Annotated in this window: 5 protein-coding genes; 1 reads left to right on the top strand and 4 read right to left on the bottom strand. The window is 60.6% G+C overall.

Annotated elements, in window-relative coordinates; translation table 11 throughout:
• Window positions 1-14: 14 nt before the first annotated feature.
• The 4 genes from JFT87_RS05355 to JFT87_RS05340 form a co-directional block, all read right to left on the bottom strand.
• Entirely contained in the window at window positions 15-902 is an 888-nt protein-coding gene (locus tag JFT87_RS05355) for a TauD/TfdA dioxygenase family protein (RefSeq protein ID WP_201199450.1), read from the bottom strand.
• A 368-nt stretch (window positions 903-1270) separates the two neighbouring features.
• Window positions 1271-2638 carry an HlyD family type I secretion periplasmic adaptor subunit gene (locus tag JFT87_RS05350; RefSeq protein WP_201199448.1) on the bottom strand — a complete coding sequence of 456 codons (1368 nt, stop codon included), beginning with the start codon at window positions 2636-2638 and terminating at the stop codon, window positions 1271-1273.
• Window positions 2628-4784: a type I secretion system permease/ATPase gene (locus tag JFT87_RS05345; protein ID WP_201199447.1), complete on the bottom strand. Its 2157-nt coding sequence runs from the start codon at window positions 4782-4784 to the stop codon at window positions 2628-2630. Before JFT87_RS05345 ends, JFT87_RS05350 begins: the two co-directional genes overlap by 11 nt.
• 42 nt (window positions 4785-4826) lie before the next feature.
• Complete coding sequence (locus JFT87_RS05340) at window positions 4827-6179, bottom strand: TolC family outer membrane protein (RefSeq protein ID WP_201199446.1); 1353 nt, start codon at window positions 6177-6179, stop codon at window positions 4827-4829.
• 360 nt (window positions 6180-6539) lie between these two features.
• On the opposite strand from JFT87_RS05340, the gene JFT87_RS05335 reads away from it, so the two are divergent.
• Complete coding sequence (locus JFT87_RS05335) at window positions 6540-24575, top strand: immunoglobulin-like domain-containing protein (protein WP_201199445.1); 18036 nt, start codon at window positions 6540-6542, stop codon at window positions 24573-24575.
• Window positions 24576-24651 lie beyond the last annotated feature (76 nt).

Here is a 24651-nt window from a genome sequence, read left to right as displayed (position 1 = left end):
CAATCTCCGACAAATCAGAAAGGCGCGTCGCCCTGGATGGTGGTGCGAAACAGCTTGCGGCGCAGGTAGCTTGGGCAGCCGGCGGCAAGGTGAATCAGCGAACGGTTGTCCCAGAACACCAGGTCGTGGGGCTGCCACTGATGGCGGTAGATGTTTTGCGGCAATACGCTGTGGGCGTAGAGCTCGTCGAGCAGTTGTTTGCTCTCGTCTTCCGGCAAACCGACGATTCGGGTGGTGAAGCCTTCGCTGACGAACAACGCCTTGCGGCCGTTTTCCGGGTGAGTGCGGATGATCGGATGAACCACTTCGGCCACTTGGGCGAGTTGCTCCGGGGTCAGGGTCGGGCGCCAGTTGCCTTCGAATTTGGTTTCGCTGTAGCGCGCCGTGTAGGAATGCGCGGCCGAACGACCTTCAACCGCTTTGCGCAGCGCGTCGGGCAAGCCGTCCCAGGCTTTGTGCATGTCGGCGAACAGCGTGTCGCCGCCCTCGGACGGCAGCTCCTGGGCGTGCAGCATCGAGCCCAGGCTTGGCAGTTCTTTATAAGAAAGGTCGGAGTGCCAGAATTTGCCGGCGTCACCGAGGCCGACGGACACGCCGTTTTCGATGATGTTGGAAACGATGAGGATTTCCGGGTGGCCGGTCAGCAGGAATTGCTTGAGCACATGAATCTGCAACACGCCGAAGCGACGGCTGAAGGCGATTTGCTGCTCGGGGGTAATGCGCTGGTCGCGGAACACCACCACGTGATGATCCAGGTGCGCGCGGTGGATGCGGGCGAAGTCCTGGTCATTGATCGGGCGGGACAAGTCCAGGCCGATGATTTCGGCACCGACGGCGCCGCTGAACGGGCGGATGTCGAAGGTTTGCGGCGCGATGCTTTGAGATGCAGAGACGGCTGACATTTAAATCACTCCCACGCACGGCACGCTCAAGGGCGCGCGCGTCGATCAGAAACTCACGGAGGTCCCGTGTTGGTTCGTGTCGTGCGGCGCGCCGATTGGTCGGCAGGTACGCAGGGGAGTGACTTTATAGGTATAAGAATTGAAATTTAAATACCGTTAGTGAATAACGATATGGCGAATGGTGAGGAATGAACTGGATGGTGAGTGACAGTTTTTGTCACTTATGGGCAGGATGTGGCGAATGGGGCGGACGCCTTCGCGAGCAAGCTCGGCTCCTACAGGGCTGGGTTGAACGCAATTTTGCGTTCGACACATAACCTGTAGGAGCCGAGCTTGCTCGCGATGAGGCCGGCAGCAGCGCTGAAAATCTACCGCTCGTGCAGCGCCTCAGCCCGCGCCCGAATAATCGGCTTGAGCAGATAGCTGAGAATGGTCTTCTTGCCGGTGATGATGTCCACCGAAGCGACCATCCCCGGAATGATCAGCAGCGGCTTCTCATCGGTGCCGAGGTGACTGCGATCGGTGCGCAGTTTGATGATGTAGTACGTGGTTTTCTTGTCTTCATCGGTGATGGTGTCGGCGCCGATCTGCTCAAGCTTGGCTTTGAGCCCGCCATAAATGGTGTAGTCGTACGCGGTGAATTTCACCGTCGCCTCTTGCCCTGGGTGCAGGAAGGCGATGTCTTGCGGGCGGACTTTTGCTTCCACCAGCAAGGTGTCGTCCAGCGGCACGATTTCCACCAGGTCGACGCCCGGCTGGATCACGCCGCCAATGGTGTTCACCAGCAGTTTGTTGACGATGCCGCGAACCGGCGAGGTCACCAGCGTCCGGCTGACCCGGTCTTCCAGCGCTTTGCCGGTGGCCTGGGCCTTGTTCAGGTCGGTGCGGGCTTCGTTGAGCTGAGTCAGGGCTTCGCTGCGGAATTTGCCGCGAGTCTCATCGATCTTGCGCTGCACTTCCTTGATCGCCGATTCGGCGCGTGGAATGGCCAGGGTGGTCGCGTCGAGTTGCCCGCGGGTTTCCACTTCGGCGCGTTTGAGTCGCAGCACTTCCACCGGCGATACCGCGCCCTGAGCCACCAACGGTTCGGACATGTTGATTTCCTGGCGTTGCAACGCCAGGCCACTGCGGTACTGCGCCTGCTTGGAGGTGAACTCACGCAGCTCTTGCTGACGCTGTATCAACTGCTCCTGCAAACCACCGATCTCGTCGTGCAACTGCTGGCGACGGCTGGTGTACAGCGACTCTTCGCTCTTGGCCTGGTTCGGCACAGCCTTGAGCACATCGGCTGGAAAATTCAGCGGACGGTCATCCACTTCGGCGCTCAAGCGCTCAACCCGCAGCAGCATCGACAGGCGATCTGCCTCGGTTTCGCCGACATTGGAAGCGAACCGCGTGTCGTCCAGGCGAATCAGCGGCGCGCCGGCCTCGACGATTTGCCCTTCCTTGACGTACAGCTCGGAGACGATACCGCCCTCAAGGTTCTGGATTTTCTGGATCTTGGACGATGGAATCGCCTTGCCGTCGCCCTTGGTCACTTCGTCGATGACCGCGAAGTTGGCCCAGAGCATCAGGAACACGAAGAAGCCAATGATCGCCCAAATGGTCAGCCGCACCACACGCGGCGCATCTTCGATCAGCGCTTTGTTCACTTCCGGCAGCGGTTGGCCTTGCAGCGAGGCGGAGCCTTTGAAGTAACGGCGGATAGAGTCTTTGAAACCTGGCTTATGCGACACTGATCTGCCCCTTTTTCAACGCTTCCATCACCACGGCTTTCGGGCCATCGGCGAGAATCTGCCCACGGTCGATCACCAACAGGCGATCCACCAGCGACAGCAGCGACGCACGGTGCGTCACCAGCACCACGGTTTTGCTTTCAATCACCGCAGCAAGGCGTTGTTTGAGACGTTCTTCGCCGGTGTTATCCATGGCGCTGGTCGGTTCGTCGAGCAGCAGGATCGGCGGGTTGAGCAACAGCGCACGAGCCAGGGCGACGTTCTGGCGTTGGCCGCCGGACAGGTTCTGCCCACGCTCGCCGACTTGCAGCTCATAACCTTGCGGGTGCAGACGGGCGAATTCGTGGACACCGGCCAGTTCGGCGGCTTGCAGCACCAGTTCGTCTTCTACATAGCGCGCACCCGATACCAAATTGTCGCGCAGCGTACCGGCGAGCAACTGAATGTCCTGGGGCACATAACCGATGTTGTGGCGCAGTTCGCTGACGTCGATCTGACGGATATCAACACCATCCACCAACAGGGCGCCGTCGTCCGGTTGATAGAGGCCCACCAGCAGTTTGGCCAGGGAGCTTTTGCCCGAGCCGCTGCGACCGATGATGCCGATTTTCTCGCCGGGCTTGATGCTCAGATTGATGTTCTTCAGCGCCGGGTTCTGCTGATTCGGGTAGGTGAAGTTCAGTTGACGGCACTCGATGGCGCCTTGCAGCACCTTGCGGCTCAGTGGGCGCTCGTCGAAATTGCGCTCTTGCGGCAATTCCATCATCTGGTCTACCGAAACCATCGTCACCTTCGCTTGCTGGTAACGGGTCAGCAGGCCGGACAACGAGGCCAACGGGCTAAGCGCGCGACCGCTGAGCATGTAGCAGGCAATCAGACCGCCCATGCTCAGGTGGCCGTCGATGATCTGGTACACGCCGAAGACGATCATGATCACCCCGGCCAGTTGCTGAATCAGCAAGGTGATGTTCATCGCCAGGCCGGAAAGCATTTTCACCCGCAGCTCGAGGCGGCTGAGGGTGCCGATGGTCTGCTCCCACTGGTACTGACGCTCGCTTTCAGCGTTGTTGACCTTCACCGCATCGAGGCCGGCGAGGGTTTCGATCAGGCTCGACTGACGCTCGGCGGCGAGGGCCATGGTTCGTTCCATGGTCGCCACCAATGGCTTCTGCAGCGCATAACCGATCAGCAAGGCAATCGGGAACGCCAGCACCGGGATCCACACCAGGTGCCCGCCAAGGATCGCGATGACCATGAAGATCAACAGCGTAAACGGCAGGTCGATCAGGCTGGTCAGCGTCAGCGACGCAAGGAAGTCGCGCAGGCTCTGAAACTCGTGGATGTTCTGGGCGAAGCTGCCAACCCGGGCCGGGCGGTACTTCATGGCCATGCCGACGATGCGTTCGAACAACGTGGCCGAGATGATCAGGTCGGTTTTCTTGCCGGCCAGGTCCAGGCAGAGGCTGCGCAGGCTCTTGAGGATCAGGTCGAACAGGTAGGCGCCGGTGATGCCGATCGCCAACACCCACAGGGTCGATTCGGCCTGGTTCGGCACGACGCGGTCGTAGACGTTCATCACGAACAGCGGCGCAGCCATGGCGATGATGTTGATCAGAAAACTGGCGGCGATGGCGTCGGCGTACAGCCAGCGCGAGCGCTTGAGGGTGTCGCGAAACCACGAACGCGCACGGGGGATCAGCGTGCCGTGGTTGACGTCGAATTTGTGTTGGGGTTGAGCGAAGAAGACTTTGCCGATGTAGTCGTCGGCCAGCAGTTCACGGCTGACGACGCTTTCGCCGCCATCGGTTTCGCTGAGCAGCACACGGGCCTGGTCTTCACCGTGCCAGCCAAGCAACACGGCACTGCGACCGTCCTTGAGCAGCAACAACGCCGGCATGGCAATCGCCGGAATGTCTTCCAGCTTGCGTTGCAGCACCCGGCCTTGCAGACCGGCGCGAGCGGCTGCGCGGGGCAGCAATTCGACGCTCAGGCGCTGCTTGGGCAACGGCAGACCGGTGGTCAGCATCGCGGCGCTGGCCGGTTTCTGGTGCAGCGTGCACAGGGCTAGCAGGCCATCCAGTAACGGATCGTCATGCAGCGCGCGTGGATCATGAATGAGTTGAACTCGACTGACTTCTGATTCCACGCTCGGCACTCTTGGCTAACAATTGAACAATGAAGGTTCTGCTCAATTCATACCGGGCAGTTGGACCTTTGGCTTCACGTCGTTCTGCACGACGGATGCCAACGGTGCGACCACTCCCTGGCTCTTGAGCAACTCGCCCATGGTCGCCTTGATTCGGTACTGAGTAAATAACTGAATGTTTTTGATATCAGCCAAGCGACGGGAAGCGGTGAACAGTTCGTTTTCACTGTCGAGCAAGTCGAGCAAAGTGCGCTGACCCAGGCTGAATTGCTTCTGGTACGCGACACGCACGGCGGTGCTGTGATCGACGTATTGCTGGGCGATCGGCACCTGAGCGTTCGCATTGTTCAGGGCGTTCCAGGCCAGGCCCAACTCTTCGTTCAACACGCGCAAGGCGTTGTTGCGGATATCCAGCGCCTGGTTGGACAGGTAGGACTTGGATTCCAGGTCAGCCTTGTTGCTGCCGCCGGAGTACAGGTTGAAGCGCATGCGCAGCATGGCTTGCCATTCGTTGCTGGAACCGGGCTGTCCGTCGAGGTTGTTGTCGGCAGTACGGCCCAACTCAGCATCGAAACGTGGGTAGAACGTCGACTTGGCGGTTTCGTATTGCTTTTCGGCAGCGGCAATGTCGGATTCGGCGGAACGCAGGACCGGGCTGTTATCCAGCATCTGCTGGCGGGCTTCATTCAGGTTGGCTGGCAACAGCGCCATGAACGGTGCCGGGCGCTCCAGTTGATCGGGCAGCTGGCCGACGGCGCTGAGGTAGTTGGTCTCGGAGTCCGCCAGGTTCGTTTGTTCGGTGATCAGGTTGTTGCGGGCCTGGGCCATACGCGCTTCTGCCTGGTCAAGGTCAGCGCCGCTGCCCACTCCGCGGGAGGTGCGCAGTTTGATCTGGTCGAAAATCCGTTCGTGGCTTTTCAGGTTTTCGTCGGCCAGGCGCACGAATTCGCGGCGAGTCAGTACGTCTAGATAGACCTGAGCGACGGTCAGCGCGGTGCGTTCGGACGTTCCCAGCAATGAATAGGCGCGGGAGTTAACGGTGGCTTGTTGGCGCCCTACTTCGCTGGACGTCGCAAAACCGTCAAAAACCATTTGCGACAGACGCACGCTCGATTCCCCGCGGTTCAGGGTTTCCCAGCGACTGCTACCGGTGTCGGCACGGGTAGTGGCGTTGTCAGAGCCTTCGCGACCATAACCGCCCAGCAGATCGACCCGTGGCAGGTATCCACCTTTTGCAGCCTTTAACTGATAATCCGCGGCCAATCGACTGTTAACCGCTGCCTGGATTTCCGGATGGACATCCAGCGCCTGTTGCATGGCTTCCGGCAAGGATTGGGCTTGGGCAAAACTGGCGGCAAAGGCGAAGGGTAAGGCCTTGAACAGGTATGAACGCATGTTGGAAATATCCCAGGACTTCTTGTCTTGAATCACAGCAAATAGTAGCGCTGCGTCGGATGATGGCAACCGGAATGACCGTATGTCGGAAAGTTCAAAACAGGAACTGGATCACACGCTGTAGGACAGGTCGCCGCGTTAAATATCAATGTGACATTACTGGGGCGATTGTTTAGGATGGCACCCATAAGGTCAATAGTTTGGCATAAAGTTAATAACGAAAGAATATAGCCAAATTATTGACGGATCGTAGCGTCAATCTTGTGCGTTAATTTTCAAAAAAGTACGTCCAGACTGCTTTGGCAAGTTCGCCATCAGGTCCATGGAAGTCAACTGAACGTGACACCCGGAGAGTCTTCAATGAGCAGTGTTGTTGCCATCGTCAAAAGCATTGTTGGTCAGGTTTTCGCGGTGTCCCCAGAGGGTGTCCGCCGCGTACTCATTGAAGGCGACCGGCTGTTTGTCGGCGATCAGGTAGACACCGGTGCCGCTGGCGCCGTCACGCTCGAATTGGCCGATGGCCGCACCCTGGACCTGGGCCGCGACACTCAGTGGAGTGGCACCGATCCGGACTCCACCACCAACTTGGCAGAAGCCACTGCACAAGCCGCGCCATCGGTTGAAGAACTGCAGCAAGCCATCGCTGCCGGCGCCGACCCGACGACTGCATTTGAAGCGGCCGCAGCCGGTCCGGCAGCAGCGGGCACGGGTGGTGCGGCCGGTGGCGGTCACAGTTTCGTGGTATTGGATGCAACCGCTGGCCGGGTAGACCCGACCATTGGTTTCCCGACCGCGGGCATCGGCTCTGCCGCGCTGGCCACACAAAACATCGTCGGTGCCCAGACCACCAACAACGCCACCGTCGTTAACGCCTCGACCCTGAGCCTCAGCGCCACGCCGACTATCACCGAAGCCGGCGGCGTACTGGTTTACACCGCAACCCTGACCCAGGCACCGACCAGCGACCTGACCATCTCCCTGTCCAACGGCTCGGTGATCGTGATTCAGGCCGGCCAGACCACCGGCACCGTCAACGTGACACTGGCACCACACGACACCGTCTATAACGACGCGACTCAGATCAACGTTACGGTCACTGGCACCACCGGTGGTGCCGGCATCCTCGTCACCCCGCCGACCGTGCCGGCCGTGACTCAGGTCACCGACACTATCGACACCACTACCGTCACCTTGACGGCGGGCGGCACCGTCACTGAAGGCGGGCAAATCACCTACACCGCAACACTGACCAATCCGGCTCAGACCCCGGTTACCGTGACCCTGTCCAACGGTTCGACCATCACCATCGACGCCGGCAAAACCACTGGCACTGTGAACGTTCCGACGCCAGCCAATGACGTCTATAACAACGGCAGCACCGTCACCACCACGATCACCGGCGCAACGGGCGGCAACTTCGAACAGCTGACCCCGAACCCGGCTCCAGCCGTGACGACCATCACTGATTCGGTGGACAACACCGGCCTGACACTGACAGCCAGCGGCTCTGTCACCGAGGGCGGCCAGATCACTTACACCGCTACCTTGACCAACCCGGCTCAAACGCCAGTTACCGTGACGCTGTCCAACGGTTCGACCATCACCATCGACGCCGGCAAAACCACTGGCACTGTGAACGTTCCGACGCCAGCCAATGACGTCTACAACAACGGCAGCACCGTCAGCACCACGATCACCGGCACTACGGGCGGCAATTTCGAGAACCTGGCGCCGAACCCGGCCCCGGCGGTCACGACCATTACCGACTCTGTCGACAACACCGGGCTTACCCTGACAGCGACCGGCACTGTTACCGAAGGCGGCCAGATCACCTACACCGCGACCCTGACCAACCCGGCGCAAACGCCAGTGACCGTGACCCTGTCCAACGGCTCGACCATTACCATTGAAGCCGGTAAAACCACCGGCTCGGTGCACGTCGATACCCCGGCCAATGACGTCTATCAGAACGGCAGCACCGTCAGCACCACAATTACCGGCACCACGGGCGGCAACTTCGAGAACCTGGTACCGAATCCAGCACCAGCGGTCACGACCATCACGGATTCGATCGACACCACCACTGTTACGCTGACAGCGGATTCGACTGTCACCGAAGGCGGCCAGATCACCTATACCGCCACCTTGACCAACGCGGCGCAAACGCCAGTTACCGTCACGCTGTCCAACGGTTCGACCATCACTATTGAAGCCGGTAAAACCACTGGCTCAGTGCACGTCGACACCCCGGCCAATGACGTCTATAAAGACGCCGGCAAAGTTGAAGTCACTGTCAAAGATGCCGCTGGCGGTAACTTCGAGAACCTTGTTCCGAGCACCATGCCAGCCGTGACCGAAGTGACCGACACCATCGACACGTCGACCGTGAAACTGAGCGCCGATACGTCGGTGGCTGAAGGCGGCACTGTCACTTACACCGCCACCGTGGGCGCGCCAGTGACCGGCTCGCCTGTCGTGGTGACGCTGGCCAATGGTCAAAGCATCACCATTGAAGTGGGTAAAACCACCGGCACCGTGACCACCACTGCGCCGAACGACGCGCTGGTCGGCAATGCACCGCTGACCAACTCGATCACTGGCGTGACCGGTGGCAACTACGAAGACCTCGTGGCCGACAAGACCCCGGTTTCGACGGCCGTTACGGACGTCGCCGACACCACCAACCTGACGCTGAGCGCGACCGGTTCTGTGGCCGAGGGCGGCTCGATCATTTACACCGCGACGCTGACCAACCCGGCCGGCACGCCGGTCACCGTGACCCTGTCGAACGGCGCCGTGATCACCATCGACGCAGGCAAAACCACTGGCACCGCAACTGTTCCAGCGCCAGCCGACGACGTCTATAAAGACGCCGGCAAAGTCGAAGTGACCATCAAGGACGCTACCGGCGGCAACTTCGAGAACCTCGTACCGAGTACTGTTCCCGCCGTTACCGACGTCACCGATACCATCGACACGACGACGGTCAAACTGACTGCCACCGAATCTGCTGCTGAAGGTGGCACCGTCACCTACACCGCCACCGTCGGCGCACCCGTTACCGGTTCGCCTGTCGTAGTGACCTTGGCCAACGGCCAGACCATCACGATCGACATCGGTAAAACCACTGGCACCGTGACCGCCATTGCACCGAACGACGCGTTCAACGGTCATGCGCCACTGACTAACTCGATCACCGACGTTAGCGGCGGTAACTACGAAAACCTGGTGGCCGACAAAACCCCGGTTTCGACTAACGTCACTGATACCGTAGACACCACGACCCTCAGCCTGAGCGCGACTGATACCGTAGCTGAAGGCGGTTCGATTGTTTACACCGCGACACTGACCAATGCTGCCGGCACACCCGTGACTGTCACCTTGAGCAATGGCTCGGTGATCACCATCGACGCCGGCAAAACCACGGGCACCGTCACCGTCGCAGCCCCGGCCGATGACGTTTATAAAGACGCCGGCAAAGTTGAAGTCACCGTTAAAGATGCCGCTGGCGGTAACTTTGAGAACCTGGTGACCAATCCGGCTGCGGCCGTGACCAACGTCACCGACACCATCGACACCTCGACCGTTACCTTGAAGGCTGATCCATCCGCAGCTGAAGGTGGCACCGTCACTTACACCGCCACCGTCGGTCAGCCAGTGACAGGTTCGCCAGTCACCGTAACCTTGGCCAACGGCCAGACCATCACGATCGACATCGGTAAAACCAGCGGCACCGTCACAGCCGTTGCACCGAACGACGCGTTGAACGGTCATGCGCCACTGACTAACTCGATCACCGACGTTAGCGGCGGTAACTACGAAAACCTGGTGGCCGACAAAACCCCGGTCAGCACCACTGTGACCGACACGGTTGATACCACCACGCTGAGCCTGAGCGCGACTGATACCGTAGCTGAAGGCGGTTCGATTGTTTACACCGCTACCCTGACCAACGCCGCCGGCACCCCGGTGACCGTGACCTTGAGCAACGGCTCGGTGATCACCATCGATGCGGGTAAAACCACGGGCACCGTGACCGTCGCAGCTCCGGCCGATGACGTCTACAAAGACGCCGGCAAAGTTGAAGTCACCGTCAAAGATGCCGCTGGCGGTAACTTCGAGAACCTGGTGACCAATCCGGCTGCGGCCGTGACCAACGTCACTGACACCATCGACACCTCGACCGTCACCCTGAAGGCTGATCCATCCGCAGCTGAAGGTGGCACCGTCACTTACACCGCCACCGTCGGCCAACCAGTGACTGGCAGCGCGGTCATCGTGACCTTGGCCAACGGCCAAAACATCACCATCGACATCGGCAAAACCAGCGGGACCGTCACCGCGATTGCACCGAACGACGCGCTCAACGGTCATGCGCCACTGACCAACTCGATCACCAACGTCAGCGGCGGCAACTACGAAAACCTGGTCGCCGACAAAACCCCGGTTTCGACTACCGTCACTGACACCGTTGACACCACCACCCTGAGCCTGAGCGCGACAGACTCGGTCGCTGAAGGTGGCCAGATCACCTACACCGCCACCCTGACCAATGCGGCCGGCACACCCGTGACCGTCACCCTGAGCAACGGCTCGGTGATCACCATCGACGCTGGCAAAACTACCGGTTCCGTCACCGTCGCAGCTCCGGCCGATGACGTTTACAAAGATGCTGGCAAAGTTGAAGTCACTGTCAAAGACGCGGCTGGCGGTAACTTCGAGAACCTGGTGACCAACCCAACGCCAGCGGTCACCAACGTTGCCGACACGATCAACACCACGCACCTGACCCTCAGCGCTGAAAGCTATGTGCTCGAAGGCACGTCGATCACCTACACCGCGACCCTGACCAACGCCGCGCAAACCCCGGTGACCGTCAACCTGAGCAACGGCCAGACCATCACCATCGAGGCCGGTAAAACCACTGGTTCGGTGACCATCGCGGCGCCGAGCGATGACGTTTACAAAGACGTCAGCAAGCTCACCGTGACCATGACCGATGCCACAGGCGGCAACTTCGAGAATCTCGATGTCAGCAAAACCCCGGTCAGCACCACCGTCAATGACACCATCGACAAAACCACGCTGACCCTCAGCGCCAGCGACACCGTCAGCGAAGGTGGCCAGATCACCTACACCGCGACCCTGAGCAATCCGGCCGGCACCGCCATGACCGTGACCCTGGCCAACGGCGCGGTGATCAACATCGCCGCCGGCGCGACCACCGGCTCGGTGAACTTCGCTGCGCCAGCAAACACCCCGTACATCGATGGCGGCAAAGTACAGACCGCGATTGCCAGCCACAGCGGCGGCAACTTCGAGCAGGTCGATGCCAACCGTTCGGCAGTGGTCACCACCGTCACCGACACCGTCGACACCACCAATATCAGCCTGAGCGCCACCGGTTCGGTCGCCGAGGGCGGCTCGATCGTCTACACCGCAACCCTGACCAACGCAGCCGGCACGGCCATGACCGTGACCCTGAGCAACGGCGCGGTGATCAACATCGCCAAAGGCGCGACCACCGGCACCGCGACCGTTGCGGCGCCGGCGGATGACGTCTACAAGGACGCCGGCAAGGTCGATGCAAGCATCACCAAGACCACCGGCGGCAACTTCGAGAATCTGGTAGTCGACAAGACTCCAGCGGTCACCAACGTGACCGACACCATCGACAACAGCACTGTTTCGCTGACCGCTACTGCCAGCGCCGCTGAAGGCGGCGTGGTGGTTTACACCGCGTCCGTGACCGCGCCAGTGACCGGTTCGCCGGTGGTTGTGACCCTGTCCAACGGCCAGACCATCACCATCCCGGTCGGCGCCAGCAGCGGCAGCGTCAACTTCACCGCACCGAACGATGCACTCGCCGGCGGCAATACGCTGAGCGTGAAAATCGACGGCACCAGCGGCGGCAACTACGAAAACCTCGTGGCCGACAAAACCCCGGCCGTGACGACAGTCACTGACACCGTAGACACCACCACGGGCCTGAGCCTGAGCGCGACTGATACCGTGGCTGAAGGTGGTTCGATTGTTTACACCGCCACCCTGACCAATGCGGCTGGCACCCCGGTAACCGTGACCTTGTCGAACGGCTCGGTGATCACCATCGATGCCGGTAAAACCACGGGCACCGTGACCGTCGCAGCCCCGGCCGATGACGTTTATAAAGACGCCGGCAAAGTTGAAGTCACCGTTAAAGATGCCGCTGGCGGTAACTTTGAGAACCTGGTGACCAATCCAGCTGCGGCCGTGACCAACGTCACCGATACCATCGACACCTCGACCGTGAAGCTGACGGCCGACACCTCGGTGGCCGAGGGCGGCACCGTTACTTACACCGCCACTGTTGGCGCCCCGGTGACTGGCTCTCCGGTCGTCGTGACTTTGGCCAATGGCCAGAACATCACCATCGAAGTCGGCAAGACTACCGGCACCGTAACCACCACTGCGCCTAACGACGCCTTGGTTGGCCAGGCACCATTGACCAACTCGATCACCGGCGTCAGCGGCGGCAACTACGAGAACTTGGTGGCAGACAAGACCCCGGTTTCGACGGCTGTTACGGACGTTGCCGACACCACCAGTCTGACGCTGAGCGCGACCGATTCTGTGGCCGAGGGCGGCTCGATCGTTTACACCGCGACCTTGACCAACGCTGCTGGTTCGCCGGTGACCGTGACGCTGTCGAACGGCGCCGTCATCACCATCGAAGCGGGTAAAACCACCGGCACCGTGACTGTCGCAGCACCGGCCGATGACGTCTACAAAGACGCTGGCAAAGTTGAAGTCACTATCACAGGCGCCACTGGCGGCAACTTCGAGAACCTCGTTCCGAGCACGGTTCCAGCCGTGACCAACGTCACCGATACCATCGACACCACCAGCGTCAAACTGACTGCCACCGAGTCTGCTGCTGAAGGTGGCACCGTCACTTACACCGCGACGGTTGGCCAGCCAGTGACCGGCTCGCCGGTCACCGTATCGTTGGCCAACGGCCAGACCATCACTATCGACATCGGCAAAACCAGCGGCACCGTTAACGCTGTTGCACCGAACGATGCCCTCAATGGTCACGCCCCACTGACCAACTCGATTACTGGTGTAAGCGGCGGCAACTACGAAAACCTGGTCGCCGACAAGACGCCGGTTTCGACCACCGTTACTGACACCATCGACACCACCAACCTGTCGTTGACCGCAACCAACTCGGTGGCCGAAGGTGGTCAGATCACCTACACCGCAACCCTGACCAACGCGGCCGGCACCCCGGTGACCGTGACGCTGAGCAACGGCTCGGTGATCACCATCGACGCCGGTAAAACCACGGGCACCGTGACCGTCCCAGCTCCGGCCGATGACGTGTACAAGGATGCCGGCACCGTTCAAGCCACCATCAAAGGTGCCACTGGCGGTAACTTCGAGAACCTGGCGACCAATCCGGCTGCGGCCGTGACCAACGTCACTGACACCATCGACACCTCGACCGTGTCGCTGACCGCCACCGCGAACGTCGCCGAAGGCGAAACCGTGGTCTACACCGCGACCGTGACCGCACCAGTAACCGGTTCGCCAGTCGTGGTGACCTTGTCCAACGGCCAGACCATCACCATCGCCGTGGGTGAAACCACTGGCAGCGTAAACTTCGTCGCGCCGAACAGTCCGCTGGCGGGCGGTAGCTCGCTGAGCGTGACCATCGACGGCGCCACTGGCGGCAACTACGAAAAACTGGCTGTCGACGGCAAGTCCGCCGACACCTCCGTTTCGGATACCGTCGACACTACGAACTTGAACCTGACCGCCAGTGACTCGGTGGCTGAGGGTGGCTCGATTGTTTACACCGCGACGCTGACCAACCCGGCGGGTTCGCCGGTGACCGTTACTTTGTCGAACGGCGCAGTGATCACCATCGAAGCGGGCAAAACCACTGGCACCGTGACCGTGGCGGCTCCGGCTGACGACGTTTACAAAGACGCAGGCAAAGTCGAAGCAACCATTTCGACCGCTACGGGTGGCAACTTCGAGAACCTGGTGCCAAGCACTGTTCCTGCGGTGACCAACGTCACTGACACCATCGACACCACGACCGTCACCCTGAACGCTGATCCATCGGCGGCTGAAGGTGGCACTGTCACTTACACCGCGACTGTTGGCGCGCCGGTTACCGGTTCTCCAGTTGTGGTAACGCTGGCCAATGGTCAGAACATCACTATCGAAGTCGGTAAAACCACTGGCACCGTAACTACCACGGCGCCGAATGATGCGTTGACCGGTCATGCTCCGCTGACCAACGCGATCACTGGCGTGACTGGCGGTAACTACGAAAATCTCGTAGCGGATAAAACTCCGGTTTCGACCACTGTCACCGATACCGTCGACACCACCAACCTGTCGCTGACCGCTACGAACTCGGTCGCCGAGGGCGGTTCGATTGTTTACACCGCAACCCTGACTAACGCTGCTGGCTCGCCAGTCACCGTGACTCTGTCGAACGGCGCTGTCATCACCATCGAAGCGGGTAAAACCACTGGCACTGTGACCGTCGCCGCTCCGGCTGACGACGTTTATAAAGATGCGGGCAAAGTCGAAGCAACCATTTCGACGGCCACGGGTGGCAACTTCGAGAACCTGGTGCCGAGCACTGTTCCGGCGGTGACCAACGTCACTGACACCATCGACACCACTACAGTCAAACTGACCGCGACCGAGTCGGCGGCTGAGGGTGGCACGGTCACCTATACCGCGACTGTCGGCGCGCCGGTTACCGGTTCTCCAGTTGTGGTAACGCTGGCCAACGGTCAGAACATCACCATCGAAGTCGGTAAAACCACTGGCACCGTAACTACCACGGCGCCGAATGATGCGTTGACCGGTCATGCTCCACTGACCAATGCCATCACAGGCGTAACCGGCGGCAACTACGAAAATCTCGTTGCCGACAAGACTCCGGTTTCGACCAACGTCACTGACACCATCGATACCACCAACCTGTCGCTGACCGCTACGAACTCGGTCGCTGAGGGTGGCTCGATTGTTTACACCGCAACCCTGACCAACGCTGCTGGTTCGCCAGTGACCGTGACTCTGTCGAACGGCGCTGTCATTACCATCGAAGCGGGCAAAACCACCGGCACCGTGACTGTTCCGGCTCCGGCTGACGACGTTTACAAAGACGCAGGCAAAGTCGAAGCAACCATTTCGACGGCCACGGGTGGCAACTTCGAGAACCTGGTGACCAATCCAGCTGCGGCCGTGACCAACGTCACTGATACCATCGACACCTCGACCGTTACCCTGAAGGCTGATCCATCCGCGGCTGAAGGTGGCACCGTCACTTACACCGCGACGGTTGGCCAGCCAGTGACTGGCAGCCCGGTCACCGTGACCTTGGCCAACGGCCAGACCATCACCATCGACATCGGTAAAACCACTGGCACCGTGACCGCCATCGCGCCTAACGACGCGTTGAACGGTCATGCGCCACTGACCAACTCGATTACTGGTGTAAGCGGCGGTAACTACGAAAACCTGGTCGCCGACAAAACCCCGGTTTCGACTAACGTCACTGACACCGTAGACACCACAAACCTGTCGCTGACCGCTACGAACTCGGTCGCCGAGGGCGGTTCGATTGTTTACACCGCGACGTTGACCAACGCTGCTGGTTCGCCAGTGACCGTGACTCTGTCGAACGGCGCAGTGATCACCATCGAAGCGGGTAAAACCACTGGCACCGTGACTGTTCCGGCTCCGGCTGACGACGTTTACAAAGACGCAGGCAAAGTCGAAGCAACCATTTCGACGGCCACTGGTGGCAACTTCGAGAACCTGGTGCCGAGCACTGTTCCGGCCGTCACCGAAGTGACTGATACCATCGACACCTCGACGGTAAAACTCACCGCAACCGAGACTGCCGCTGAAGGCGGCACCGTCACTTACACCGCGACTGTTGGTGCGCCGGTGACTGGCTCTCCGGTCGTCGTGACTTTGGCCAATGGCCAGAACATCACCATCGAAGTCGGCAAGACCACTGGCACCGTAACCACCACCGCGCCGAATGATGCGTTGACCGGTCACGCGCCACTGACCAACGCGATCACTGGCGTGACTGGCGGTAACTACGAGAATCTCGTAGCGGATAAAACTCCGGTTTCGACCACTGTCACCGATACCGTCGACACCACCAACCTGTCGCTGACCGCTACGAACTCGGTCGCCGAGGGCGGTTCGATTGTTTACACCGCGACGTTGACCAACGCTGCTGGTTCGCCAGTGACCGTGACTCTGTCGAACGGCGCAGTGATCACCATCGAAGCGGGTAAAACCACTGGCACCGTGACTGTTCCGGCTCCGGCTGACGACGTTTACAAAGACGCAGGCAAAGTCGAAGCAACCATTTCGACGGCCACGGGTGGCAACTTCGAGAACCTGGTACCGAGCACTGTTCCTGCGGTGACCAATGTTACCGATACCATCGACACGACTATCGTCAAACTGACCGCAACCGAGACTGCCGCTGAAGGTGGCACCGTCACTTACACCGCGACGGTTGGCCAGCCTGTGACTGGCAGCGCGGTCATCGTGACCTTGGCCAATGGTCAAAACATCACGATCGACATCGGCAAAACCAGCGGGACCGTCACCGCGATTGCACCGAACGACGCGCTCAACGGTCATGCGCCACTGACCAACTCGATTACTGGTGTAAGCGGCGGCAACTACGAAAACCTGGTCGCCGACAAAACCCCGGTTTCGACTAACGTCACTGACACCGTAGACACCACAACCCTCAGCCTGAGCGCGACTGATACCGTAGCTGAAGGCGGTTCGATTGTTTACACCGCGACGCTGACCAATGCTGCCGGCACACCCGTGACCGTCACGCTGAGCAACGGCTCGGTGATCACCATCGATGCGGGTAAAACCACCGGTTCCGTGACCGTCGCAGCTCCGGCCGATGACGTCTATAAAGACGCCGGCAAAGTTGAAGTCACTGTCAAAGATGCCGCTGGCGGTAACTTCGAGAACCTGGTGACCAATCCGGCTGCGGCCGTGACCAACGTCACCGACACCATCGACACCTCGACCGTCACCCTGAAGGCTGATCCATCCGCGGCTGAAGGTGGCACCGTCACTTACACCGCGACGGTTGGCCAGCCAGTGACCGGCTCGCCGGTCACCGTATCGTTGGCCAACGGCCAGACCATCACTATCGATATCGGTAAAACCACGGGCACCGTCACCGCGATTGCACCGAACGACGCGCTCAACGGTCATGCGCCACTGACCAACTCGATTACTGGTGTAAGCGGCGGCAACTACGAAAACCTGGTCGCCGACAAAACCCCGGTTTCGACTAACGTCACTGACACCGTAGACACCACAACCCTCAGCCTGAGCGCGACTGATACCGTAGCTGAAGGCGGTTCGATTGTTTACACCGCGACGCTGACCAATGCTGCCGGCACACCCGTGACCGTCACGCTGAGCAACGGCTCGGTGATCACCATCGATGCGGGAAAAACCACCGGTACCGTGACCGTTGCTGCTCCGGCTGACGATGTTTACAAAGACGCGGGCAAAGTCGAAGCAACCATTTCGACTGCCACTGGTGGCAACTTCGAGAACCTGGTGCCGAGCACTGTTCCGGCGGTGACCAACGTTACCGATACCATCGACACGACTACCGTCAAACTGACCGCGACCGAGTCGGCGGCTGAGGGTGGCACCGTCACCTACACCGCCACTGTTGGCGCGCCGGTTACCGGTTCTCCAGTTGTGGTAACGCTGGCCAATGGTCAGAACATCACTATCGAAGTCGGTAAAACCACTGGCACCGTAACTACCACGGCGCCGAATGATGCGTTGACCGGTCATGCTCCGCTGACCAATGCCATCACGGGCGTAACTGGTGGCAACTACGAAAACCTGGTGGCCGACAAAACCCCGGTTTCGACTAACGTCACTGACACCGTCGACACCACAAACCTGTCGCTGACCGCAACTAACACCGTCGCTGAAGGCGGTTCGATCGTCTACACCGCAACGCTGACCAATGCTGCCGGCACACCCGTGACCGTGACCCTGAGCAACGGCTCGGTGATCACCATCGACGCGGGCAAAACCACCGGAACCGTGACCGTCCCGGCTCCGGCCGACGACGTCTACAAAGACGCCGGCACCGTTCAGGCCACCATCACCAAGGCCACTGGCGGTAACTTCGAGAACCTGGTGCCGAGCACGGCTGCGGCCGTGACCAACGTCACCGACACCATCGACACCTCGACCGTGAAGCTGACTGCCACCGGCACTGCGGCAGAAGGCGGCAACGTCGTCTACACCGCGACGGTTGGGGCGCCAGTGACTGGCTCGCCTGTCGTAGTGACCTTGTCCAATGGTCAGCAGATCACCATCGAAGTGGGTAAAACCACTGGCACCGTAACCACCATCGCACCGAATGATGTGCTGACCGGTCATGCGCCACTGACCAACTCGATCACCAACGTGAGCGGTGGTAACTACGAAAACCTGGTGGCCGACAAAACCCCGGTCAGCACCACTGTGACCGACACCATCGACACCACCAACCTGTCGTTGACCGCAACCAACTCGGTGGCCGAAGGTGGTCAGATCGTTTACACCGCAACCCTGACCAACGCGGCCGGCACCCCGGTGACCGTGACCTTGTCGAACGGCTCGGTGATCACCATCGACGCCGGCAAAACCACGGGAACCGTGACGGTCGATGCACCAAAAGACGACGTCTACCTCGACGCCGGCAAGGTCAGCGCCACAATTACCACCGCGGCCGGCGGCAATTTCGAAAGCCTCGTACCGAGCACGGCTGCGGCCGTGACCAACGTCACCGACACCATCGACACCTCGACCGTCACCCTGAAGGCTGATCCATCCGCGGCTGAAGGTGGCACCGTCACCTACACCGCGACGGTTGGCCAGCCAGTGACTGGCAGCGCGGTCATCGTGACCTTGGCCAACGGCCAAAACATCACCATCGACATCGGCAAAACCAGCGGGACCGTCACCGCGATTGCACCGAACGACGCGCTCAACGGTCATGCGCCATTGACCAACTCGATCAGCAACGTCAGCGGCGGCAACTACGAAAACCTGGTGGCCGACAAAACCCCGGTCAGCACCACCGTGACCGACACCATCGACACCACCAACCTGTCGTTGACCGCAACCAACTCGGTGGCCGAAGGTGGTCAGATCACTTACACCGCAACACTGACCAACGCGGCTGGCACCCCGGTAACCGTGACCTTGTCGAACGGCTCGGTGATCACCATCGATGCCGGTAAAACCACGGGAACCGTGACCGTCGCAGCACCAGCCGATGACGTCTACATCGACGCCGGCAAGGTCAGCGCCACAATTACCACCGCGACCGGCGGCAATTTCGAAAGCCTCGTACCGAGCACGGCTGCGGCCGTGACCAACGTCACCGACACCATCGACACCTCGACCGTTACCCTGAAGGCTGATCCATCCGCGGCTGAAGGTGGCATCGTCACTTACACCGCGACGGTTGGCCAGCCAGTGACTGGCACGCCGGTCACCGTGACCTTGGCCAACGGCCAGACCATCACCATCGACATCGGTAAAACCACTGGCACCGTGACCGCCATCGCGCCTAACGACGCGTTGAATGGTCATGCGCCACTGACCAACTCGATCACCAACGTGAGCGGTGGTAACTACGAAAACCTGGTGGCCGACAAAACCCCGGTCAGCACCACGGTGACCGACACCATCGACACCACCAACCTGTCGTTGACCGCAACCAACTCGGTGGCCGAAGGTGGTCAGATCACTTACACCGCAACCCTGACCAATGCGGCTGGCACCCCGGTAACCGTGACCTTGTCGAACGGCTCGGTGATCACCATCGACGCCGGTAAAACCACCGGCACCGTGACCGTCCCAGCGCCAGCCGATGACGTGTACAAAGACGCCGGCACCGTGCAGGCAACGATCACCAAAGCAACCGGTGGCAACTTCGAGAACCTGGCGACCAATCCGGCTGCGGCCGTGACCAACGTCACCGACACCATCGACACCTCGACCGTGAAGCTGACCGCGACCGGCACCGCGGCTGAAGGCGGCAACGTCGTCTACACCGCCACCGTGGGTGCAGCCGTCACCGGTTCGCCTGTCATCGTGACCTTGGCCAATGGTCAAAACATCACGATCGACATCGGCAAAACCAGCGGGACCGTCACCGCGATTGCACCGAACGACGCGCTCAACGGTCATGCGCCATTGACCAACTCGATCAGCAACGTCAGCGGCGGCAACTACGAAAACCTGGTGGCCGACAAAACCCCGGTCAGCACCACTGTGACCGACACCATCGACACCACTAACCTGTCGTTGACCGCAACCAACACCGTCGCTGAAGGTGGCCAGATCACCTACACCGCAACCCTGACCAATGCGGCTGGCACCCCGGTAACCGTGACCTTGTCGAACGGCTCGGTGATCACCATCGATGCCGGTAAAACCACGGGCACCGTGACCGTCGCGGCTCCGGCCGATGACGTTTACATCGACGCCGGCAAGGTCAGCACCTCGATCACCAATGCCACCGGTGGTAACTTCGAGAACCTGGCCACCAGCAACACGCCTGCCGTGACCAACGTCACCGATACCATCGATAAAACCGAAGTCAGCATCACCGGCAGCACCTCGGTGACTGAAGGCCAGACCGCCAGCTACACCGTCAACCTGACGCACCCGGCGCAAACCGACGTGACGCTGAAAATCGTCTACAGCGGCACTGCCACCGACGGTTCAGACTTCACCGGCGTGTACACCGTGAAAATCCCGGCCGGTGCCAGCACCGCCACCTTCAACGTGGCGACCCTTGACGACAAGATCACCGAAAACACTGAAAATTTCGTGGTCAAGATCGACTCGGCTACGGGCGGCAACTTCGAGAGCCTGGCAGTCAGCGCCACCAACGGCAGCGTCAGCACGACGATCATCGACAACGATGCGCCGCCGGTCATCGACCTCGATGCCAACAACTCCAGCGGCGCCACCGGTGCCGATTACAAGGTGACGTTCACCGAAGGCACCACTGGCCAGGGTGTGTCGATTGCCGACACCGACCTGAAAATCACCGACCCGGACAGCACCATGCTGACCGGCGCCACCATCGTGCTGACCAACCGTCAGGACGGCGATGCGCTGAACCTGGGCAACAGCGTCAACGGCATCACCATCAATGCCAACAGCACCAATGGCACTGTCACGCTGACCCTGTCGGGCAACGCGACGCTCGCTGATTACATGCAGCAGATCAAGAACATCAGCTTCACTAACAGCAGCCACGACCCAAGCACCGTGCCACGGATCATCACCGTGACCGTGACCGATGGCGGCAATTACTCGAATGTCGCGACCACCACCGTCAACGTGGTGGCCGTGAACGACGCGCCAACGGCTGCACCGGTTAACGTCACCGGCACCGAAGACACCCCGCTGATCCTCGGCTGGTCGACCTTCGGCGTCAGCGATGTCGACAGTCCGGCCGCGAGCCTGGGTGTGAAAATCACCGGCCTGCCGGGCGACGGCAAGTTGCAGTACCTGAACGGCTCGACCTGGACCGACGTCACCGTCAACCAGACCGTCACCAAAGCTGACATCGACGCTGGCAAGCTGCGCTTCACCCCGGATGCCAATGAATCCGGCACTAACGGCTACGGTGGCACTGGCCTGGGCAACAATCAGGCGGACTACGCGCAGATCAAGTTCCAGCCAACTGACGGCCAACTGCTGGGCAACACCGGCACGGTGAAAATCGACATCACCCCGGTCGCCGATGCACCGTCCCTGAACGTTGCGGACAACAGCGTCAAATCCACCGGACTGGTCAAGGAAGTCTGGACCGGCCTGTCGGGCCTCGGTACCGATGGCAGCGGCGCACCGACCGCCACGCTCAAATCGGTCATCGATGCCGCCGGTACGCCAAACACCATCGGCAACGTCACTAACGTGCAGTCCGACGGCAGCGTGGCCGCCGGTACGGCGTCGAAAACCTTCGGCCTGATCTACCTCGAAGCCGGCAAAACCTACACCTTCACCGGTACCGGCGATGACAGCCTGTTGGTGACCGTCGGCGGCAAAAACGTCGCGGCCACCACGTGGGGCGCGGGCGGTCAGTTGAGCGGCTCGTTCACCCCGACCACCAGCGGCTACTACACCCTGGACATCTACCACCACAACCAGAACGGCCCGGGCAGCTATGACGTCAACCTGTCGGTCAATGGCGGCACCGCCATCGACCTGAGCAGTGCCGGCGTGCCGCTGTACACCGGCGTGGCGGATCTGGCGGCGGCTGGCGTGACGGTTTCCGACCTGCACGGCACCAATGGCGAAGGCTACTACGACGGCTACAAACTCAACGAAGGCTTCGAAGGCACCAACGTTCACCTGTCCGCGATCAATACTGCACTGACCGACACCGACGGCTCCGAAAGCCTGAGCGTGAAAATCAGCGGTATCCCGGCAGGCTCGGTCCTTACCGATGGCGCCGGTCACACCTTCACCGCCACCGCGACCGCCGGCGAAGCCAACGTCACCGGCTGGAACCTCGGCACGCTGACCGTCACCCCGCCGACCTACTTCAACGGCCAGTTCAACCTGACCGTTACCTCGACTTCCACCGAGGCGCTGGGCGGTTCTGCCATCACCACGGCGCAGATCCCGGTTACCGTTTACCCGGCGACGTACAACGCGATCACCGCCACGGCAGCCAGTGACACCATCACCGGCACCGACGGCAACGACATCATGATCGCCGACATCGGCGGCCTGACCGTGGTGCCGGGCACCAACTACAACATCGCCTTCATGGTCGACAGTTCGGGCAGCATGAGCGCGGCGTCGATCAGCGCGGCCAAGGACTCGCTGACGTCGGTGTTCAACACCCTGAAGCAGAGCATGGGCGGCAACTCGGGCACCGTGAACATCTTCCTCGCAGACTTTGATACCCAGGTCAACAAGTCGGTGTCGGTCAACCTGAACGATCCGAATGCGCTGGCTACCCTCAAGACAGTCCTGGACTCGATGTCGTCCGGCGGCGGTACCAACTACGAGGACGTGTTCAAAACCACGGCCAACTGGTTCCAGAGCGCTGATGCCGTGGCTAACACTGGGGCGAAGAACCTCACGTACTTCATCACTGACGGCCAGCCGACCTACTACCAGAGCGGCGAGCAGACCAACCCGACGCTGTACGGCAGCGTGAAGCTCGACGATGTGGTGAAAACCAGCAACTACAAGACCGGCGACACCTTCAGCACGTACATCGACAGCACGCACTACTTCACCATCAGCAGCAACGGTGCGGCGCAGTTGCAGACGTACACGTCGAAATGGGGCTGGAGCACCTCCAACCTGGGCACCGTTCACGCTCAGGGCGACGGCACCTACGAGTTGTCGAACCTGGCGGGCAGCGGCAACAGTACCAGCCAGACCACCGTCGACAACGCCAACAGCAGCTTCGCGATACTGAACGGTCTGTCGCATGTCGACGCCATCGGCATCAACAGCGGTGTGGGCCTCAGCGACCTGAAACCATACGACTCGGACAATAACCCGCAAACCAACATCGACCCGAAAGACCTGGCCAACTCGATCATCGGTCACACCGAAGCGACGCTGCCAGGTTCCGACACGGTCAGCGGCGGTGACGGCAATGACATCCTGTTCGGCGACCTGGTGAGCTTCACCGGCATCGCCGGCGAGGGCTACCAGGCCATGCAGGCGTTCGTCGCCCAGCAAACCGGCGTGGACGTCAGCAAAGTCACCACCAGCAACGTGCACCAGTTCATCACCGAGCACTATCAGGCGTTCGACGTGTCCGGCGCCCATGACGGCAACGACACGCTGCTCGGCGGCGCAGGCAATGACATTCTCTTCGGCCAGGGTGGCGACGACGTCCTCGATGGCGGCAAGGGCAATGACATCCTGCTCGGCGGCACCGGTAACGACACGCTGATCGGCGGTCCGGGCAACGACACCCTGATTGGCGGCGCGGGTGCCGACACCTTCGTCTGGAAGGCCGGCGACACCGGCAACGACGTGATCAAGGACTTCAATGCAGGCGAAGGCGACCGCATCGACCTGCGTGATTTGCTGCAGGGCGAGACCGGTAGCACCATCGACAACTTCCTGAAGATCACCACCGTTGATGGTGTGTCGTCGCTGCAAGTCAGCTCGGCGGGCAAGCTCAACTCCACAGACGCTGTGGCGGCGGCCCCGGACGTGACGATCAAACTGGAAGGCAACAACTGGTCCACCGCCAACATTCACTCGTTGATTGCCGGCAGTGACCCAACCATCAAAGTCGACCACAACAACACCTGATCCAACGTAAAACGGCCGCCCTTCTGGGGCGGCCGTCACGTTTGCGCCCATCTCACCGGTGACGATTGCGTCGCCG

The organism is Pseudomonas sp. TH15 (assembly GCF_016651105.1).
GTDB lineage: Bacteria > Pseudomonadota > Gammaproteobacteria > Pseudomonadales > Pseudomonadaceae > Aquipseudomonas.
This window is presented reverse-complemented; position numbering and strand designations above follow the sequence as displayed.